Annotated in this window: 11 protein-coding genes; 4 read left to right on the top strand and 7 right to left on the bottom strand. The window is 68.6% G+C overall.

The window, feature by feature from the left end:
* Positions 1-443: 443 nt before the first annotated feature.
* Together ABI385_RS17905 and ABI385_RS17900 are read right to left on the bottom strand one after the other, a co-directional pair.
* Complete coding sequence (locus ABI385_RS17905) at positions 444-1,544, bottom strand: hypothetical protein (RefSeq protein WP_348105122.1); 1,101 nt, start codon at positions 1,542-1,544, stop codon at positions 444-446.
* 55 nt (positions 1,545-1,599) lie between these two features.
* Positions 1,600-2,400, bottom strand: a complete 801-nt coding sequence (locus ABI385_RS17900; protein WP_348105121.1) for a WecB/TagA/CpsF family glycosyltransferase — start codon at positions 2,398-2,400, stop codon at positions 1,600-1,602.
* A gap of 142 nt (positions 2,401-2,542) precedes the next feature.
* Here ABI385_RS17900 and ABI385_RS17895 point away from each other — a divergent pair, with 142 nt between their 5' ends.
* From ABI385_RS17895 to ABI385_RS17885, 3 genes are read left to right on the top strand one after another with little or no spacing between them, the layout of a single operon-like run.
* Positions 2,543-4,486, top strand: a complete 1,944-nt coding sequence (locus ABI385_RS17895) for a glycosyltransferase (protein WP_348105120.1) — start codon at positions 2,543-2,545, stop codon at positions 4,484-4,486.
* A gap of 9 nt (positions 4,487-4,495) precedes the next feature.
* Complete coding sequence (locus tag ABI385_RS17890; RefSeq protein ID WP_348105119.1) at positions 4,496-5,335, top strand: sulfotransferase domain-containing protein; 840 nt, start codon at positions 4,496-4,498, stop codon at positions 5,333-5,335.
* Between the two features lie 19 nt (positions 5,336-5,354).
* Positions 5,355-6,203, top strand: a complete 849-nt coding sequence (locus tag ABI385_RS17885) for a sulfotransferase (RefSeq protein WP_348105118.1) — start codon at positions 5,355-5,357, stop codon at positions 6,201-6,203.
* Positions 6,204-6,208: 5 nt separating this feature from the next.
* On the opposite strand, the gene ABI385_RS17880 is transcribed toward ABI385_RS17885, so the two are convergent.
* From ABI385_RS17880 to ABI385_RS17865, 4 genes are all read right to left on the bottom strand, one after another.
* Positions 6,209-7,834, bottom strand: a complete 1,626-nt coding sequence (locus ABI385_RS17880) for an oligosaccharide flippase family protein (protein ID WP_348105117.1) — start codon at positions 7,832-7,834, stop codon at positions 6,209-6,211.
* 23 nt (positions 7,835-7,857) lie between these two features.
* Positions 7,858-9,207, bottom strand: a complete 1,350-nt coding sequence (locus ABI385_RS17875; RefSeq protein WP_348105116.1) for a hypothetical protein — start codon at positions 9,205-9,207, stop codon at positions 7,858-7,860.
* A complete protein-coding gene (locus ABI385_RS17870) occupies positions 9,204-10,811 on the bottom strand; it encodes a hypothetical protein (protein WP_348105115.1) in 1,608 nt (535 codons plus the stop codon). Before ABI385_RS17870 ends, ABI385_RS17875 begins: the two co-directional genes overlap by 4 nt.
* Before the next feature lie 105 nt (positions 10,812-10,916).
* On the bottom strand, positions 10,917-13,463 hold the full coding sequence (locus tag ABI385_RS17865) for a hypothetical protein (protein ID WP_348105114.1): 2,547 nt from the start codon (positions 13,461-13,463) through the stop codon (positions 10,917-10,919).
* Between the two features lie 573 nt (positions 13,464-14,036).
* On the opposite strand from ABI385_RS17865, the gene ABI385_RS17860 reads away from it, so the two are divergent.
* Entirely contained in the window at positions 14,037-17,945 is a 3,909-nt protein-coding gene (locus ABI385_RS17860) for a PKD domain-containing protein (protein ID WP_348105113.1), read from the top strand.
* Positions 17,946-18,465: 520 nt separating this feature from the next.
* Here ABI385_RS17860 and ABI385_RS17855 read toward each other — a convergent pair.
* On the bottom strand, positions 18,466-19,899 hold the full coding sequence (locus tag ABI385_RS17855; RefSeq protein WP_348105112.1) for a hypothetical protein: 1,434 nt from the start codon (positions 19,897-19,899) through the stop codon (positions 18,466-18,468).
* Positions 19,900-19,957 lie beyond the last annotated feature (58 nt).

Below are 19,957 nucleotides of genomic sequence, written 5' to 3'. Positions count from 1 at the left end.
GCGGGGGCCGGGGCGGGAGCGGCGGCCGGAGCTGGGGCGGGAGCCGGCGCAGGCACCGGAGGCGGCGTCACGACTGGCGGCTTGACGGGTTCCGACGTGGGCTGTTCTGACGAGGTCGGTGCCGCGGTAGGCGCCGATGGCGAGGTCGTGACCGTCGGGCTCGGTTTCCCGGTGGCAGGAGTGACGACCGCGGTGTGTGCCGCTGTCGAAGTCAGGCGACCTGGTGCAGACCCAGTCTCGCCGGACGCGTACGCCGGTGCCCCTGACAGCACGAACGCGATGCCCGACAGAGCAACGATCGACAACGGTCGACGGACCCCCATGACCAACCTTCCAGACACACTCGACATACATTCGAACAGGTTCCAACTGCAGGGACATGCTCACATAGGCGCCTTGTCGGCGGGGCCGAATCAGCGGATATCCGGCCGTATTTCGTGAGGTCAGGGGGTGGTGAGAGGGAGCCCGGACTGCACCGCGGACTCGCGGCCGGCGGACGCCACGGCGGTCACGGCCGCCGGCAGCGTCGAGAACTGGTAGTCACACGTTCCGTCGACGCTGTTCCACAGGCCGACGGCCTTGATCTGCGGATACTTTGCGAGCACACCGGGGATCGCGGCGTACCACTGTGCCGTGAGGTCGGGCTGATCGGGGTACTTGGCGGACCCGGTCTCGGAGATCATCATCGGCTTCGAGGCATCCATCCCGAACGACGGGCCACGCGTGTGGGCGAAGTCGTAGAAGACCTTCATCTTGTCCTCGAAGGAGACGAGCTTGGCCGCGTTGATGCTGTCCGAGGCGCACCCCGACTGGTTGTAGACGTTCCAGCTGATCCAGTCCACGACGTCGTTGCCCGGCCACAGCTGGGCGGCCGCGTCGAGGTTGTCGGCAGAACCGGTCATCACCCAGACCCAGGAGACGTTCGTGGCGCCCGCCTTGACGTAGAGGTCGTGCACATGGCGCCAGGCGGCCTTGAAGTCACCCGGTGAGCCAAGGGTGGCCAGCTTGTTCTTCTGGTTCGCCTCTTGCTCGAACGTGACGAAGACCGGCGACTTCAGTGCAGCAATCCCCTTGGCCTGGGCGGTCAGCGAGGCGTCGAAGGTTCCGGCAGCCACAGGGGCCCATCCCGTCTTGGCGCCACCGGCAGCCGCAAAGTCGCGGGCCGCAATGGAGATGTGCAACAGCTTGCCTGCCGCGACCTGTGCCTTCTCCGCCGCGTCGGGGATCTCGTCGTTGAGGTCGTGATAGCGGTAGACGAAGTCGAACGGTCGACCCACGGCGCTCTCGACCGCCTTGACTCCGGCCGCAGTCGGAGGCTTGGTGGCCAGTCCCCACAGCACTCCGCAGCTGGGCACGCCTTTGTCGCTCACGGTGCAGCCGGACGGTGCCGGGCCGGTCGTCGCCGAACCCGGACCCGTCGCCGAACCGGAACCGGCCGAGGTGCTCGACGGTGTCGACGGTGTCGGCGACGACGAACAGCCGGCCAACCCGAGGCATACCGCGACCGACAGCACACCCAGCACGCGGCGGACATCCCCACGCATCACGCTTCCCCCATCCCCATTTGTGTACCGCCTGATCGGCTGGCCGTCTGCCGAGTCACTGCCCGCGCAACCGGACCCCCGCGGCCCCACCGAACAGCGCGCGGACGGCTGGCAGATCGTCGACGAGATAGCGTCTGGCAAGGCGCCGTGGTTCCTGAGCGAGTCGGAAAAGCCACTCGCCACCTACGGCCTGCAGCCAGCGCGGCGACCGCGCCACCGTACCCGCAGCCATCTGGACGCCGGCGCCACAGCCCAGGAACCAGGTGGCCGGCATCCGCGAAGCCAGCTCCCGAGCCAGTCGCTCCTGCTTGGGGAACCCCAGACCGATGAAGACCAGGTCGGCGCCGGACCCGGCCACCTCGTCGACGAGTCCCCTCCGCAGCTCCTCGTCGCTGTCGAACCCGAAGGGCGGGGTGACGGCGCCGGCCACGCGCAGCCGGGGATAGCGGGTGATCAGGGCGGCGCTCGCCAGCACGGCGGTGTCGTCGGAGCCGCCCCCGATCAGGAAGACTGACCACCCGCGGCTCTCGGCCGCGGCTGCCAGACCCTCGACGAGACCCGAACCGGTGACCCGTCCGGGCAGCGGAGTCCCCTGCAGGCGTGCGGACCACACCAGCGGCATCCCGTCCGCGACGACAAGCGTCGACACGTCGACCAGCTCGGCGGCGGAGACATTCGTCTGGGTGCGGACCCAGATGTCCAGGTTGGGTGTACAGATGGAGCCGCCGCGACCCTCGGCGAGCGCGTCGCCGACCTGCTCGACGACCTCGGCCTCGGACAACGGGTCGAGGCTCAGGTGCCCGACCTGGACGCGGGCGCGAACGCGGCCAACCTGGGTATCGGACTCGGCAGTCATACAACGATCGTAGGTCGGCGACACTGTCCACAACGTGCGTTTGCCCGAATCCCGGTGAATAGAGGTGAAATTCACGATTTGGACCCGGCCGACACCCTGAGCCACCTATCCTCGAAGCGTCAAGGGGCGACTGAGGGGAAGCGTGTTGTCAGGGGAGTCAGCGCTCGTCGAGCGCAAGGTCAGTGCTCCGGCGGTGGTCTTCATCGCCGGTTCGGGCCGGTCGGGCAGTACGTTGCTCGAGCGGACCCTCGGGGCGATCCCCGGTTACGTGAATATCGGTGAGGCGATTGACATCCCGCGCGGGGTGGTCGCCGACGACGAGCTCTGCGGCTGCGGCCTGCCCTTCTCCGCGTGTCCCTTCTGGAGCGAGGTGTCCGGCCACCTCGACGAGTTCGGTGCAGAGCTCAGCGCGGGCTGGCTCGCCGAGACGCACCGTCTCCAGGCCACGGTCGCACGGCAGCGACACCTCCCCCGGTTGCTCGCACCCACGCGCGACGGCGCCTTCGAGGCCGACATCCGTGCATACGCCGACCGCTACCTGGCGCTCTACCGGGCCGTGTCCGAGATCTCCGGTGACGACGTTCTGGTCGATGCCAGCAAGTGGCCGTCCCTGGCACTCGCGCTGTGGCGTGGTGGGGTCGACGTTCGCGTCGTACACCTGGTGCGCGACGCCCGCGGCGTCGCCTACTCGCTCGACAAGACGGTCGCGCGCCCGCAGTCCGAGAACGGCAAGACGATGTACCACAACCGTCCCGCGTCCGGCGCCGCGCGCTGGCTGGCGACGCAGACTGAGATGGATGCCGTTGCGGCGCGGGGTGTTCCGGTCGCCCGCATGATGTATGCCGATTTCGTCGCCGACCCTGCGCAGGCCGTCCGCGCCGCGCTGGAGGCGCTTCAGCTCCCGGTTCCTCCAGGTGGCCTCGACCACATCGACGGACGAGTGGTCGGCCTCGGACCCAGCCACGGTGTCTCCGGCAACCCGTCGCGCTTTCGTCACGGTGCGGTGACGCTGCGTGACGACGATGAGTGGCGTCGGTCGATGACCCGTGGCGCCCGGATCGTCGCATCCGTCGTGAGTGGGCCGCAGCTCGTGCGCTACTCGCTCGCGAGGCGGGGCCCCGAGGTCCTCCCGGCCTCCAGCACTAAGGACGACGGACCCGCCCCCGGGTCGTGGCCTCTCGTGACCGTGGTGCTGCCCACGCACGGACGTCCTGAGCTCGTGCGCGAGTCCATCGAGTCAGTCGTCGCCCAGGCCTACCCCGGCGACATCGAGTGCCTGGTCGTCCACGACCGCGAAGCGGCGGACCTGGGCCAGCAGGAGCTCGGTCGCCCGGGGCGCGACGTGCAGGTGCTGGTCAACACGCGTACGCCCGGCCTTGCCGGCGCTCGCAACACCGGAGTTGAGCTGGCCAAGGGCGCCTTCATCGCCAGCCTGGACGACGACGACACCTGGCACACCGACAAGGTCGAGGCGCAGGTCCGCCGCTTCCTCTGCGATCCCGACATCCTCATGCTGGGGGCCGGAATCCGGCTTCTTCTTGCCCACGGTGCCACCGCGGAGTGGCCGGGACGCGCCGACCGCATCCCGCACGACCTGTTACTGCGCAACCGCGTCAAGGAGCTGCACTCGTCGACGTTGATGATGCGACGCGACGTGTTCGCCAAGGCCGGCCTCTATGACGAGGAGCTGCCCAACGGCTACGGGGAGGACTGGGACTTTGTCCTTCGCGTTGCGCGGGTCGGGACCGTCGGTGTGGTCCGCGAGCCGCTCGCCGACATTCGCAAGAACGGCGGGTCCTACTACATCGCCAAGGCAGAGCGCACGGTGGTGGCTCTGCAGGTCTTCCTCGACAAACACCCCGAGATCGCGGCCGACCGTCGCGGCCACGCGCGCATCCTGGGCCAGCTGGCTTACCAGCGCGCGGCGCTGGGCGAACGCCGCGAGGCAGTCGCGGTCGCGGTCAAGGCCATCACGCGCTGGCCCGTCAGCCCCCATCCCTGGGTTGCCTTGATGCAGGCCGGTTCGGGAGTGGACCCGGCTCGCATCCAGAAGCTCGCTCGCCGCCTCGGTCGCGGCATGGCCTGAGGAGCGCCGATGTCACGCATACCCAACTTCCTCCACCTCGGCCCCGGCAAGTCGGGCTCGACCTGGCTGCACGAGACGTTGAGCCTGCACCCGCAGGCTTATCTCAGTGAGGCCAAGGACCTCTACTACTTCAGCCGGTTCTACGACCGAGGCACGCAGTGGTACCTGGCCCAGTTCGCTGGTGCGGGCGACCAGCCGGTGGTGGGTGAGGTCTGCCCCGACTATCTCGCCGAACCTCTTGCACCGCAACGTGTCCACGACACACTCGGCCCCGACGTCCGGTTGATGGTGAGCCTGCGCGACCCGGTGGACCGCGCCTTCTCGAGCTATCTTTATGCAGCGAAGCACGGGGCTGCCGCGCCGACCTTCCGCGAGACCGCGATGGCGCGACCGGAGCTGATCGACGAGGGTCGCTACGGAACGCAGCTGCTCGCATTCGCCCGGCTCTACCCGGCGGCTCAGATCCACGTGAGCGTCTTCGATGACTTGCAGGCCTCGCCGCAGAACTACCTCGACGAGGTCACGTCCTGGCTCGAGATCGACCGGTTCGAGATCCCCGCAGCACAGCTCGAGGCGACCCTTCCGGCCAGCAAGGCGCGCTTCGTCCCCGTCGCCCGGGTGGCGCAGGTCGGGGCGGACTGGGTGCGCAAACACGACGGGGCTCGGGTCATCGGCCGCGTCAAGCGCTCCTCCCTGGTGCAGCGAGTGCTCTACACGCCTCTGGGTGACGCGCGACCGACGATCACCGAGGACGACGCGGCCTGGGTCCGCGAGAACCTGGCGGGTGAGGTCGACACCGTCGAGCGAGAGTTCGGTCTGGACCTGACCTCTCGGTGGGGCTGGACCTAGCCCCATGAGCGTCCGCTCGATGGTCCCCCGCCCCCTGCACTCGGGGGCCCGACGCGCCTACCTCGCGGCAGGTGAGGCGACGGCCTCGCTGCGGCTCGCCCCGCAGATGATCATGGTCGGGGCCTCGCGAAGCGGCACGACGTCGCTCTTCCGCGCTCTCAACGAGCATCCGCAGGTGCTCCGACCACCGGTCAACAAGGGCGTGCGGTACTTCGACCTCAACTACGGACGGTCCTGGCGCTGGTACCGCGGGCATTTCCCTCTCGAGGCCACCGCGCGACGCTCGGTCGGCGCTGCAGGAGCTCCGCTCACCTGGGAGGCCAGCGGCTACTACCTGTTCCACCCCTTCGCCGTTCCGCGCATCGCCGTCCGCCTTCCCGAGGTGAAGATCGTGGTCATGCTTCGAGACCCCGTCGAACGTGCCTTCTCCGGCTGGAAACACGAGTCCGCACGCGGTTTCGAGTGGGAAGACCTCGACCGCGCCCTCGACCTCGAGGACGAGCGCCTCGAGGGGGAGGTCGACCGGATGGCACGCGACGTCACCTACGAGAGCTTCTGTCACCGGCATCATTCGCACCGCGGGCGAGGCGAGTACGCCACCCAGCTGGCGCGAGTGTTCGAGGGGTTTCCTCGTGAGCAGGTGCATGTCGTCCAGAGCGAGCGCTTCTTCGAACACCCGGAGCGCGAGTATGCGGCCCTGGTGGACTTCCTCGGTCTGGCAGCGCACCAGCCTGCAGGGTTCGCACAGCACAACGCCCGGCCGAGCGACCCGATGCCCCGGACCCAGCGCGCCCGGCTCGAGGCGCATTACGCGCCGCACAACGAGCGTCTCGAGGACCTTCTCGGCGAGCCCCTCGCCTGGTCCTGAGTGGCCTAGCTGGTCGGCGCGGCTCGGCCGCGCCCCCGACGACGAACCGCGATCAAGGCGCCCAGCTCCAGCGGCTGCCGCCATCGAGTCAGACATCCCGCATACGCAATCGTGCCGAGGCCAAGCCCCACCAGCAGGTGCGCGAAGCCCGCGCCGATCACCGCTCCGACGGCGACGGGGATGGCTCCGTAGCAGACCGTGGGCAGGACGACCGCGAGGACGGTCGAGCGACCGAACGGGTGCAGGCCGAGGACCACGGAGACCTGCAGTAGGGCGACGAGGTTGGACACCACGATGGCCGCGGCCCAGCCGATCGCCGCGCCCAACAGGCCGATCTTGGGAATCAGCCAGAGGTCGAGGGTGAGGTTGACGCTGAGGGCGATGAAGACGTTGGCGAGGTTCCAGGTGGTCCGGCCGCCCATGTTCAGCACCATGTCCACCATGCCGCAGGCCGTCGCCCAGAGCATCGACCCGGCGAGGATCACCAGCACCTCCCGACCCGTGGCATATCCGGGTCCGAACAAGGACAGCAGGTCGTCGCCGTAGACGATCAACGTGAGATAGAGCGGCCAGGTCAGCAGCATCAGCCACCCCGTGGACACGCGGTAGAGGTGGTTGGTCTCGACGACGTCGCCACGAGCAAGAGCGTGGCTCAGGCGGGGCTGGACAGCCGTGGAGATCGCGCGGTTGGCCATCTGGCCGACCACGACGAACCGGGTCGCCGCCGTGTAGATCGCGGCGGACACGGCTCCCGAGATGGCCGCGACGAGGATGATGTCGAGGCGCTGCATGGTGACCTGCCCCACGGAGGCAAGCGCACGCGGACCGCTGAAGCGCCAGAACTCGCGGCCGAGGCTCTGGCTGTCGGCGGGTCCGGGACTCGAGGGAGCTTCGGCTGCGGCGATTCGCGCCTCGAGATGAGTCGTGGGAGCGGCCCTGTCGACATCGCCTGCCAGAGGAGCCGAACGGTCGACACGTGACCTGCGCAGCTCCCGTGCGGCGAGCCTGCGCCACCACATGACCGCCCAGACCGCAGCCGGCAGATATGCCGCCGCCCAGGCCCAGCCGAGAGCCTCTTGGGAGGAGAGCATGATCGCGGCGACGACGAGCATCAGCTGGACCGTGGAGCGGCCGACCTGCTCGACGAGGACGCTCGGGCGCATGGTGCCGAGACCCCGTGAGGCGGCCAGCAGGATGTTCTCGACTCCGGCCAGCGGGATGAACAGGGCGAGCGAGCGGAGGTAGGCCGCGGTCGTGTCGCCATGACCCGGCGTGATCAAGGCGCCGATCGGGCCGGCCCAGATGAAGAAGACCAGGGCGGTGAGGATGGCGGTGACGAGCACCGGACCCATTGCCGTGCGCACGTAGCGTGAGATGCGTTCCGGGGTGCCGAGTGAACGAGCGCGAGAGACGAAGTAGACCAGTGCGGTGTTGGTGCCCAGCTGCCCTAGGTTGCTCGCCAGGACGAAGACGGATGTGGCCGCGAAGAAGAGACCCGCCTGCTCACGGGACAGTCCGCGGGTGACCGCGAAAGTGAGCGCAAAAGTGGTCCCGGCCATGACCGCAGAGCCGATCAGGTTGGCACTGCTGCCTCGACCCAGCCCCTCCAGGTCGGGCCCGGACCTGGTCATCTGGGATACGGATCTCTCGCCGCTCACAGGCCGGAGTCCTGCTGGCTCTCGAGAGCGGGCAGCAACCACGTCGTCAGGTCACCCAGCCGCGCTCCCGCTTCCTCCTGGCGGTCGGCCAGGTACCTGGTGCCGATCTCGACGAGGTAGAGGCGGGCTGTGAGGTGGGCCATCTCGGCCAGTGCCCTCCGGCCAGGTGACGTGCCCTCGTGGCGGATCGGTGAGGATGAGTGGCCGTCGAGGAGGTCGCTCAAGGTGGTCGGAGCCTCGTCGACCAGCTGGCGGGCCGCGTGCAGCGGCGTCATCGCGTTGGTGACGAGCTGCCCCTGGATCCGGTGGTGCAGGGCGTCGAACCCCAGTGGGACACCGATCTCGAACCGTTCCCAGTCCCACACGGCCAACGTGGCGCCGTGCGCCGCCATGTTCCAGCGCGTCCAGTCGCCGTGCCAGGCCCCGATGCACAGCCGCTGACCAGTTCCGTCCTCGAGGAGAGAGTCGAGAACGGCCGCGAGGCGGCCCGCTGGCCGACCGGACGGCAGCGCCGCGACCCGGCGACGCAGCCGCGTGACGTAGTCGCCGTCCGGGATCAGCTCGGTCTCGAAACCGTTGATCCCCGCGACCTCGTACATGGCCGCATGGAGGTCCGACGTCTGGATGGATCCGGTGCGGGGTGGGTTCACGGCCCGTTGGACGAGGACTTCGGCATCTCGCCAGCGTCCCCTGTACAGCACCGTCGGGACCAGGACTCTCCTCGAACGCAGGACGGCGAGACGCCCGAGGTTGTCGGCCTCTCGACGGACCAGCTCACGGGTCAGCTCGTTGGTGCCGACCTTTGCGTAGCCCACCTCGTCACCCTCCGGCGTCACCAGATGCAGGATCGGTTTGCGGTTGGCGCGAGCGGGGCTGGTGTAGACCGCCGCGCAGAGCGGGAGTCCCAGGCTCTCGCTGAGATAGGCCAGCAGGTCGAGGTCGGCGGGGTCGGAGGCGGCGTCGGTGGTGGTCGGCCACTCGCTGGGCACCTCGACCCGTGGGAGAGCGTTCGTCAGGCCCAGGCGAGCACCGAGTGCGAGCACGGCGAGGCCGGTCCGCATCACCGGCCCGGCGGACGGTTTGTAGCTGCGCAGCATCGCGGCGGCGGCTCGGCGGGGCCGGGTGGGGACCACGAGCGTCGGTGTCTTCGCGCTCGGGAGCATGAAGTGCTTTACGGTCGCGGTGGGACGCACTCCAGGCCGCGACCACAACGTGTCGAGGACCTCGGCGAGGTAGATGCGCCTCCCGGACAGGGTGGTCCGGTTCGACCCGCCCCCAGATGGCCGGGGTGGGTCGAACCGAGTAGAACCCTTGTCGAAAGGCGCCGGGTTCCCGGCCGTTGTCACGACGTGACTGATGCCGACGGCACCTTCGTCTCGGGCGAGGCGAGGTCAGCCGACGACGGGGTCGTCGGAGAACGCACACCGGCAGGCTCGGGGTTGCCCTGCGCCGCGCCGGACTCCTCCTGGAGATCTCCGGCGTCGACCGAAGTCGCCGCGTGCACCGGCTGCCACTCGGGCAGAAGGGCCATCCCGAGCAATGGCAGTCCGAGAAGGTCACCCCGCTGCACGACGTCCGCGACCTCGTCTACCGTGGACTTGCGGTTGACGGCCAGCGCGACCACCGAATCTGCGAAGCTCGCCACCGCGAAACCCAGGGGCGTCGACAGCGAGGGCACCGCGACGATGACGACGTCGCTCTCCGCGCGTAGCTGCTCGAGGACGTTCTTCATCCGTGGGCCGCCGAGCAGGTCGGACGCGCCGTCGATGTCGTCACCGGCCGGGAGCACTCGCAGGCCGTTCATGTCGGAGAGGTACGAGGCCACGGAGGACGTACCGCCGAGCAGTGCCGCGAGGCCCGGACCGGCCGTCAGCGCCGCGGGCACAGAGCTTGCGGCGGAGGCGACCACCAGGCTGGTGCGGTAACCCGCCGAGGCCAGCGACAGGCCAAGGCTCTGAGCAGCGACGACTCCGAAACCGTCCGGACCGACGAACCCGAGGGCCACGACGCTCGGCAGCGGGCTTCCGGCCAGCACAGCGCCACGCAGCTCGGCGGTGACACGGTCGCCGAGTGCGGTGACCGCAACCTTGCGGAACCGCCGGCGTTCGGGCACCGACGCCACGACGGGCAGTCCGGCGACGGTCGCCCGACCCGGACGCAGTCGCCGGTCCGAGATCTCTCGCCACAGGGCGAGCAGCAGACCGAGGACGGCACCCGCAACGAGGCCGGCAGCCGCGATGAGCACCGAGCTCAACCCGACAGGCTGGTCCGGCGCCGTGGCCGGCATGATCGTCACGCCCGGGTCGAGCGGCACAGCTTGGGCCTGGCTGATCGAGGTCTGGAGGGTCACGAGCTCACCCGAGTAGAGCTGGACCTGACCGGCGGCCTCGGGGACGGGTACTGCGGCGGCCGCAGCTTTCGAGGCGGCATCGAGCTGGGCCTTGACGGCGGTCGCCTGGGCGGTCAGCGCATCGATCTTGGTCTTCTGCAGGGCCGTCGCGATGCCCGCGCGGTAGTCGAGATAGGCCTTCACGAGCACGCCGGTGCCCCGAGCGGCCTCCGCCGCCGACCCAGCACGGTAGGACACCTGGATCACGGCGCTGTTGGGCTGAACCGACGCGTTGACGGTGCCGTCGCCAGGAACGATCGGCGTCTTGAGACCCTTGTTCGCCGCGGTGGCGACCGCAGCACCCGTAACGACCTGCGACTCGGTGGTCAGCGCGATGGTCACCTGGTTTGCGGCGGCCCCCGAGTCGGGTGACAAGGGCAGCCCCGGAAGCGGGTTGACCAGAACCCGAGCGGACGACTGGTACACGTCGGTACCGGCCTGCCCGAAGAGATAGCCCCCGAGTCCCAGCAGGATCATGGGAACGACGATCCAGAGGGAATGACGACGAATGGCGCCGCTCAACATCCCGAGCCCGTTCACCTCCGTTCGATGCGTGTTCACGCCGTTTCCTTCCTTGGTATGTCTTGTGGACCTGATTGTGGCAGTGCTAAGGCAGAGGTCGTGGTGGTTTCGGCAACTGGCCGAAGAAGCACGGGTGGCCGGAGGTCAGCGCATGACGATTCCAACCACCTCACCCCCCCGCGCCTGGAGGATCTCGATGCGACGCTGCAGGTCGCGCCAGCGCGTTCGCGGGGTGCAGACGATTGCGTGGCGGACACCGGGCAACAGCGCGGCCACCCGTCCGACGGATTCGGGAGCATCGCGCACCGGGACGACCGAGGTCACGCCGAGGTGCCTCATGTCGTGCTCCAACGCCTCGCGCTGGGCCTGGTCGGGGCGCTTGGCCCGACGCCACCAGGGTCGTCGCTGTCGCAGGAGAACCGGGACGCCCGCCTCGACGGCGACATCCGCTCGAGCGCCGAGGAGGCCACCTCCGCGCCCGCGGCGAGCAGCAAGCATCAGCCCGAGGAGCAGACCAGACATCATTCCCCCGAGGAGGCTGAGGAGCCACACGTAGGTGTAGGCCTTGGTCGGCTCGGTGCGCAGGATGGTCGTGGCTTGCACGGGGGTCGACAGCACCGTTGAGAGCTGGCGGTCCACGGTGCGCAGCGCGGTGGTCTGCTCCTGGATCCGCTTGCGGATCGGCTCGGTGCGAGAGAGCGGCGCCTTGGGCATGTCCTTCTGCAGCTGGGCCAGGCCGGTGGCCAGTGAGGTGAGGGACACGTGCATGTTCTTCGAGCGCTCCTGCAACCCGACGACCCGGTCCGACCAGTGCTTCTGCAGAGCGCTGTCCCGCTGGCTGGCGAACGCCTTCGCCGCAGCCTGCGCTCCGGCGACGGCGTCGGCTTGGTGGTCAGCGATGTAGGAGATGTGGAGAACCCGGCTGTTCGGTGTCGCCAGGATGCGCAGCTGGCGGTTCTCCCGCGGGCCGAGCGGCTTCGTCGCGGCGGTCGCGGCCGCGTCGACCGCTGCCGTGTTGACGAACTGGGCCTCGCTGTCGATCGTCAGGTCCGAGCTCGTGTCGTCGGCGAAGGTCGTCCGGTCTTCGGGCAGCACGACCGAGACGACGGCGCGTACCGGGGTGCCTTGCACCGCCTGCCACGCGCCGCCGGCCGCGATGCCGACGAAGGTGCAGACGAGGATCAACGCCCAGTGTGAGGTGACGGTCCGGCCGTAGGAGCCGAGGCTTGCCTCGCGGGGGACGACCGCGTCGGGAGCAAGCGAGCGCTGCTCGCGGGCCAGAAGCCCGACCCCGGCAAACACGACGACAAGTGCCGTGCCGAGCGAGTTGTAGACGGGCATCGTCACTGTCGACAGGACCAGGACGCACAGCATGGCGACCGAGAGTCCGGATCGCGCCCTCAGACTGCGAAGGAAGGTCTGGACGAAGAACGCGAGGTAAAGGAAGAGTCCGAGCAGGCCCTGGCAGAAGACGACGAGCCAGAGCTGGCCCTGCGTCCCGAGAGCAGGAGGACTGCAGCGTGGGCACTGGGCCGTCGCACCACCGGCGATGGAGTTGAAGTTGCCCTGCACGTTGCGGGTGCTGCCGAGCCCGACCAGTGGAGAGGTCTTGGTCACGCTCTCGACCGACAGGGTGCCCAGGTTGGTGCGGCCGCTGATACTGCCCTCGCTGGAGAACCGATCCGCGATCACGCTGGAGAGGGGGGTGAACTGGACGATGCCGCCACCGACGATGGCCGCGACGACAAGAGCCGCGAGGATCGCCGGCTTGCCTTGCAGGCACGCTCGCACGGCGAGGAACAATGCCGTCGCGGCGAGCGCCACCCAGAGCCCTCGGTTGAGCGAGATCACGATCGCGACGAACGCAACGATCATCACCAGCGGGGCGAAGGCCCGACGCCACCCCGCACCCTTGCCGAACCAGGCCATGACGAAGAAGGGCATCAGGACGGCGAGGTTGACTCCCCACGTGTTGGTGTAGGAGAACGGCGCGCTGGGACGCGGCGCGGTGTAACCGAGAACGTCCTGCAGCTGGGCGGCACTCGGGTGGATCATGTGGTAGATGAACTGCACGTCGGTCAGCCCCGACGGCAGGATCAGCTCCATGAGGGACGGGAACTCGAAGTTCGGCGCCGCGAGTCCGAGGACACCGCCCGCGGTGACCCAGATGAACATCATCGCGAAGATGCGCGTGACACGCACTCGGCTCACCTCGCCGCGCGTGTTCAGGATGTAGAGACAGACGATGGTGCAGGCGAGGTACCAGACCAGCCGGTAGCCGAACGTGATGATCCGGGTGCTGCCGCTGTCGATGACGGCACCGAAGGCCGGGACGCTCAGCACGAACGCGCCGGCGAGCGACCAGACGAGGAAGAGCAGCCAGAACCCGAAGCCCTTGGGGACCTCCACCCGGCGGCGCTTGAGCAGGTGGACCACCATCGGGACGGTCAGAGCCAGCGGAGCCCACTCGGTCAGGCCCAGCACCCACCAGAGGGGGAAGGCCACGAACATCCAGGCCAGCGGCCAGCCAGGAGCGAACAAGCGGTCGAGCCAGCGACGCGAGGGCCGCTCTCGCACCACACCGAGGTGCGGCTCGCGACGTGCCTCGGTCAGCTCGCGAAGGCTCGCGGACGTCGTCGACCGAGCCATCAGCCCCGTCGATCCGTCGCCAGCACCTGCCGCGACCAGCATGCGTACCCCCTCGCAACCCCTGAGAGCCGCCGTCGTGTCACGACGCGGCTCGGCCCCTACGCGAGCCGGTTGTCAGCTCACGTCAGTCCTCGGTCAGCCCACATCCCCGTCGGCCGATCTTGTCCGTCACACCTGAGATCGCCACGACGCGTGGGCGTGGGTCCGAGATGCGACGACAGCGCACATCGTCGCATTGATCGCGGTCCGTTTCGGGCGGTTTCGACAAAGTAGTCACCTCGGATGATTTCCGTCCGACCCAACGGACTAGTCATCTGCTGCGCCTACTGGTGTGGACACGACAGGCGTGCCGTTATGTCCTGATCTGTTACATATGCCGCCCTTCCGCGCCGGTGGACCGACAGAAAAGGGGCGCCGCTGACGCATTTTCCCGGGTACGCCCGAGTTTCCGGCATTTCCCCGCCGTATCACCGAGCCCTCTGCATACTCGTGCCGGGCGCGAAAGCGCTGCTTTGGGACTTGAAGCTATCTCGGTAGGGGGCTACCGGGTTGTCGAGTCGTCGCGACGTCACCGACCGGTGATGAGCGCCACCGTTGAGGGGGAGAAACGTTCCGATGAAGTCGCACCGCGTCGGGTGGCTGGCCGCCCTGGCAGCGCTGGCAACGACAGCAGGGCTGCTGTCAGCACCTGTCGCCCACGCCGACCAGATCACCCTACCGACCGCCGTTTCGGCTGCACCTGCGCCGGGCACCCCGAACGTCGACGACGGCGAGGTCCTCGGCTTCGCCCAGGTCGGTACCCGGATGTATGCGGCGGGCACGTTCACGTCGGTAGCCGGGTCGGCTCGACGAGGCATCCTGGCGATGCAGGGACCGTCCTATGCGCTCGCGACGGACTTCAACCCCGCGGTCGACGGTGACGTCAACGCCATGCTGCCCGGCCCGACGCCGAGCACTCTCTACATCGCCGGTGCGTTCCAGAAGGTGGGCGGGACGACTTCCAAGAGCCTCGCGCTGGTCGACGCGACCACGGGAGCCCGGATCTCCACGTTCAAGGCCAACCCGATGAACGGCATTGTCAACACGGTCAAGCGTGTGGGCAACCGGCTCTTCGTCGGTGGCACGTTCACGACGTTCGCCGGCCAGCCGCGCGGAGGCCTAGCGACGCTGAACGCGACGACCGGTGTCCTCGACACGTTTGTCACCAACAAGGTGACCGGCACCCACAACTACGACATCCACAAGAGTGACCCGTGCAACTGCGCCGCCAAGGGCGCGACCGGGGTGACCGACCTGACCATCACGCCGGACGGCAGCAAGCTGGTGGCCATCGGCGACTTCACCGCCGTCGACGGACTGCCGCGCGACCAGGTCGTCATGCTCGACCTCACGGGCACCTCCTCCGTCGTCAAGGCCGACTGGGCCACCCACCGTTACGAGCCGTCCTGTTACTGGTGGGCCTATGACTCCTACATCCGCGACGTCGACATGTCGGCCGACGGCTCCTGGTTCTCCATCGCCTCCAGCGGTGGCGGTCAGGGCACCTTGTGCGACTCGACGACCCGCTGGGAGACCAACGCCACCGGCACTGACGTGCAACCGACCTGGGTCAGCGCTGCGGGCGGCGACAGCAACCTCTCCACCGCGATCGCCGGCGACGTCGTCTACGCCGGCGGTCACGCCCGCTGGTCCAACAACCCGCTCGGCAACGACCAGCCCGGCGCCGGCGCGGTGCCGCGGCCGGGCCTCGAGGCCCTGGACGCGCGTACCGGTATGCCCTTGGCCTGGAACCCCGGCCGCAACCCGCGTGGCTCCGGTGCGAAAGGCGCCTTCGTGACCAACGAGGGACTGTGGATCGGCAGCGACACCACGTGGATCGGGAACTACCGCTACAACCGCGGCCGGATCGCCTTCTTCCCCATCTCCTCGGCCGCGACGATGGCTCCGGAGAGCGTGGCCAGCCTCCCGGCAGGCGTCTACCAGGGAACGCAGCAGACCAACTCCTCCATCCTCTACCGCGTCGACGCCGGGGGCGGGACGATCGGGGCTACCGACGACGGTCCGGACTGGGCCGACGACAGCGGGTCCACCAACCCCTACCGCAACTCCGGCAGCAACGCCGCCGGCTGGAGCGCCGTCCCGAACGTCGACTCCACGGTCCCCTCGACGACCCCGCGCAGCATCTTCGACTCGGAACGCTGGGACCCGAACGACTCGACTGAGCTGCAGTGGGCCTTCCCGGTCCCGGCAGGTACCCAGATCCAGGTGCGCCTCTACTTCGCCAACCGGTGTACCTGCACGGCCACTCAGGGACAGCGCGTCTTCAACGTCAACATCGACGGCCAGACCGTGCTCCCGAACTACGACATCGTCAAAGACGTGGGCGACCAGACCGGCACGATGAAGTCGTTCGACATCACGTCTGACGGCCTGGTCAACATCGACTTCGGTCACGTGGCCGAGAACCCGCTAGTCAACGGCATCGAGATCGTCAAGTCCGGCGGCAGCTCGACCCCGCCGGCCTACTCGACCTTCCGGTTCGACGGCTCGAGCGTCAGCGCCCCGATGTCGCTGCCGATCGTCCTGGACCCGACGACGGTCCGTGGTTCCACGGTCATCGGGGGACGCCTGTTCTACGGCAAGAGCAACGGTGACTTCGCGTGGCGTCAGGTCGGTACGAGCGGCCAGCTCGACGCTGAGAACCTCATCGACCCGTACAACGACCCGACCTGGTCGACGGTGACCACCGGCTCTACGGCATCTAACGGGACGACCGCCTACCGCGGCACGCGGCCGGACTTCTACAACCAGATCTCGTCGATCTCGTCGATGTTCTACTCGAACGGGTTCCTCTACTACACCCTGGTCGGGCAGTCCGGCCTCTATTCCCGTGCCTTCTCACCGGACTCGGGCATCATCTACCCGGTCCAGAGCCAGGTGTCCGGCGTGACGATGCCGCAGGTCACCGGCGCCTTCCTCACGGGCGGCACGCTCTACTACGTCACGGCGGCCGACGGCCGGCTCAACTCCGTAGGCTTTGCCAACGGCACGCTGACCGGTACGCCGACCACGCTCACCGGAGCCGGAATCGACGGCGTCGACTTCCGCGGACGGCTGCTGTTCCTCAGCTCACCGACCAACCAGCCCCCCACCGCGATGGCGGCCGGGACCTGCACGAACCAGTCCTGCACGTTCAGCAGCACCGGCTCGGCGGACGCCGAGGGCCCCATCGCGTCGTACTCGTGGGCGTTCGACGACGGGGGCGCCAGCACCGACCCGAACCCGGTGCACGCATACGCCGCTGCGGGAACTCACACCGCAACCCTCACCGTCACAGACAACCAGGGAGCGACGGCCACCGCCACGGCCACGGTCACGGCCACCGCCACGCCGAACCAGCCCCCGACAGCTGCGGCCGCTGGCTCGTGCACGGGACGTGACTGCACGTTCTCCTCGACCGGCTCCGGTGACAGCGACGGGACCATCGCGTCCTACAGCTGGAACTTCGGCGACACCACCACCGGCACCGGCCCGAACCCGACGCACACCTACGCCGCCGACAACACCTACACGGTGACTCTCACGGTGACGGACAACCAGGGCGCAACCGGGGTCAAGGCGATCACCATCAACGTCGCGCAGCCCGCGAACGTCCGGCCGACCGCTGCCGCCACCGGCTCGTGCACGAGTCGGGCCTGCACGTTCTCCTCGGCCGGCTCCAGTGACAGTGACGGGACGATCGCGTCCTACAGCTGGGACTTCGGCGACCACACCACGGCCACCGGCCCGAGCCCGACGCATACCTACGCCGCCGACGGTACCTTCGCGGTGACCCTCACCGTGACGGACAACCAGGGCGCGACCGGTTCCGCCACCACGAGCGTCACGGTCTCGACCCCACAACCGTCGAACATCACGTTTGTCGGCGACTCTGCCGCCAACCTCAGCAGCAAGAGTCCGAGCGTCCAGGTGCCCGCGGGCACCGCCACGGGCGACCGGATGATCCTGCTGCTCACCTCGGCGGCTGGCTCCGTCACCGCCGGCCCGACGGGCTGGGACCTCGTGACCCAGACCGTGTCCGCCACGACGACGACCACCGTCTGGCAGCGCGCCGCCACGGCGACGGACACTCCCGGCACGGCCGTGTCGCCGACGCTGGACACCTTCGCCAAGGTCGACCTCAAGCTGGCGGTCTACCGGGGTGCCGGCGCCATCACCGTGGCGCAGACCGCCGTTGCCTCAGCGGTTTCCGCACACGTGGCGCCTGCCGTCACGGTGACGGCTGCGGGCAGCTGGCTGGTGTCCTACTTCGCGGACCGGTCGACGGCGATCGCCTCGCTCACGCCGGGCGCCGGTGTCACGTCCCGCGACGTGCTCTACGGCAGCGGTTCCGGCAAGATCGACGCCCTCCTCGGTGACTCGAGTGGCTCCGTCGCAGTCGGCGACACCGGCACGCGTACGACGACGAGCGACGCCAAGTCGGTCCGGGACGTCACGCTCAGCCTGGTGCTGCCGCCCGCCTGACCCACCTGGACTGACGCACACCCGAGCGCAGGGACGTCAGCACCCAAGGAAGGGGCCTCCCGCCACCTGGCGGAGGCCCCTTCTGCGCTGCCCGCCTCCGTGCGCTGACCAGGGCGCGGTGGCCTTGACCACCGGCTCTGGAGCACGAAGCCGAGTCGGGGTCGGTCTCTGGGCTCTCGGCGGGTCAGCCCGGTCGATCGCCGATGGAAGGCTGCCGGGTCTGGAGGAGCTCCTCAGTTCCAGACCGGACTTCAGACTCGCCTACCTGACCCACCATTCTTCGGGGCTTCACCAACTCCCACAGTGACCTGCCGGTCGATGGACACGACGAGCTACACGATCTGGCCCAGCTGGTCGTCTTTGCTCCTGGCTGGTGACCTGGTCGAGCGTCTCACTCAGCTGAGCAGGGTCGCGAACGGGGACGACGGTGAGTTGTGGCCCAACTGCACAACGAAGCATCGGGACGGCCGAAGCCGAACCCGACGCCCGTCGGTCGATCTCGAGGCGGTGTACCCGTCTGTCAGCTCCGGGCTGCGAAGTACGCCAGCCGCTGAACCTGCGGGTTGCCGTTCACGCCGATGGAGTCGCCGCCGTAGTAGACGCCACCACCGGTGGCCGCCGAACCCGGGACGCAGAGGACGGCGAGCCAGCCCTCGCCTCGCCCGGTCTGGTCGGAGTGGTTCCAGTTGCTCACTGCGAGCCCGCTGGAGTTGTCGATGACCCCGAAGCCGTAGTGCACCTCGTTGGCCGTGCCAGCGGGAGGCGTGATCTTGACGCCATTGCGGCGCACTTCCTGGTTGAGGTTCTTGAAGTGCCCACCCACATAGGAGTACGCGCCGATGTTGCACACCGACCCGATGGTGTCGATGTTCGTGTGGTTGTAGAGAACCGGCACGGCGGTTGAGCTGTTGTTGTCGGCCCACTTCGTAAAGGCGTCACATGGCGCCGGGTAGGGGTGCGCGTGACCGCCACCGGTCCCGACGATCACGAAGGTGTCGCCGGTCGGTGACCAGTCGATGTCGCGCGGCCAGTAGTGCTTGGTGCTGCACGAGACGACGGCCTGGTGGAACGCCGTCGGCGAGTACCAGCTCGCGACCGACGTGGCCGCACCGGACGCCGCGTCGACGTTCAGCATGGCCACCTCCTCACGCGTCTGCCCGCCTGCCACCGTGAAGTTGCCCAGGATGACGGCCTTCGTGCCGGCGGGGTTGGCCTTGATCTTGATGATCTTGGTGGCGGTCGTCGGGACCGCTCGTCCACTGAACGGGATAGTGACGGCCGAGGTCAGCGCGCCGGATACCGGATCCAGGCTGGCCAGTGCGCCGCGGCTCTGGCCCGCGATCTTGGTGAAGTCTCCGCCGACCCACAAGGAGGAGCCGATGACCCGCAGGTCATAGACGTTGCACGGACCGCCGCCGGAGCACACCGTGGGCGTGAACGTGGTCTTCAGCGCCCCCGTTGCCGCAGTGAACGCGGCGACACCCTTGCGCACTACGCCAGGCGCACCCGGGCCGGAGCTGGCCGTCGAGAACTCACCCCCGACATACAAGGTGGAACCGTCCGTCGAAGCGGCCAGGCCGTCGACAGCGCCGTCCGAGACCGTGCCGGCAGTGCGGTAGAGCTGCGGCTTGAAGGTCGGGTCGAGCGCCTTGGTGGTGGCGTCGAACCGCATGAGGTTGGAGAAGCCCGACCGCTCGTTGCCACCGTTGTTATCACCGACGACGTCGATGATCCCGCCGGCGTAGATCCAGTTGCCGATCTTGACCATGCTGCTGATCTTGCGGCACAGAGTGCCGTTGGCCAGACCGCCATAGCACTGGCCCCCGATCACGCGTGGTGTTGCGGTCGACGCGACGTCGGTGACGATGCCGTTCTGCGCGTCGGACGCAATGGCGGAGGCGGCGGCGGGGCCGAAGCTCACCGCGCCGAGCAGGAGGAGAGCGGTGGCGGCCACGGGCCCTCGACGAGTTACCTTCATCTTGTCCTCATCTCACGACACCACGGCGCCCCAG

It is taken from the genome of Lapillicoccus sp., from assembly GCF_039935575.1.
In the GTDB taxonomy this organism is placed as follows: Bacteria; Actinomycetota; Actinomycetes; order Actinomycetales; family Dermatophilaceae; genus Lapillicoccus.
Note: the sequence above shows the minus strand (reverse complement) of the source record. Positions and strands in the feature narration are given on the sequence as shown.

Coding starts and splice junctions, on each gene's coding strand:
- ABI385_RS17905 (WP_348105122.1), bottom strand. CDS start 1,544: ATGCGTGGGGATGTCCGCCGCGTGCTGGGTGTGCTGTCGGTCGCGGTA.
- ABI385_RS17900 (WP_348105121.1), bottom strand. CDS start 2,400: ATGACTGCCGAGTCCGATACCCAGGTTGGCCGCGTTCGCGCCCGCGTC.
- ABI385_RS17890 (WP_348105119.1), top strand. CDS start 4,496: ATGTCACGCATACCCAACTTCCTCCACCTCGGCCCCGGCAAGTCGGGC.
- ABI385_RS17885 (WP_348105118.1), top strand. CDS start 5,355: ATGGTCCCCCGCCCCCTGCACTCGGGGGCCCGACGCGCCTACCTCGCG.
- ABI385_RS17880 (WP_348105117.1), bottom strand. CDS start 7,834: ATGACCAGGTCCGGGCCCGACCTGGAGGGGCTGGGTCGAGGCAGCAGT.
- ABI385_RS17865 (WP_348105114.1), bottom strand. CDS start 13,463: ATGCTGGTCGCGGCAGGTGCTGGCGACGGATCGACGGGGCTGATGGCT.
- ABI385_RS17860 (WP_348105113.1), top strand. CDS start 14,037: ATGAAGTCGCACCGCGTCGGGTGGCTGGCCGCCCTGGCAGCGCTGGCA.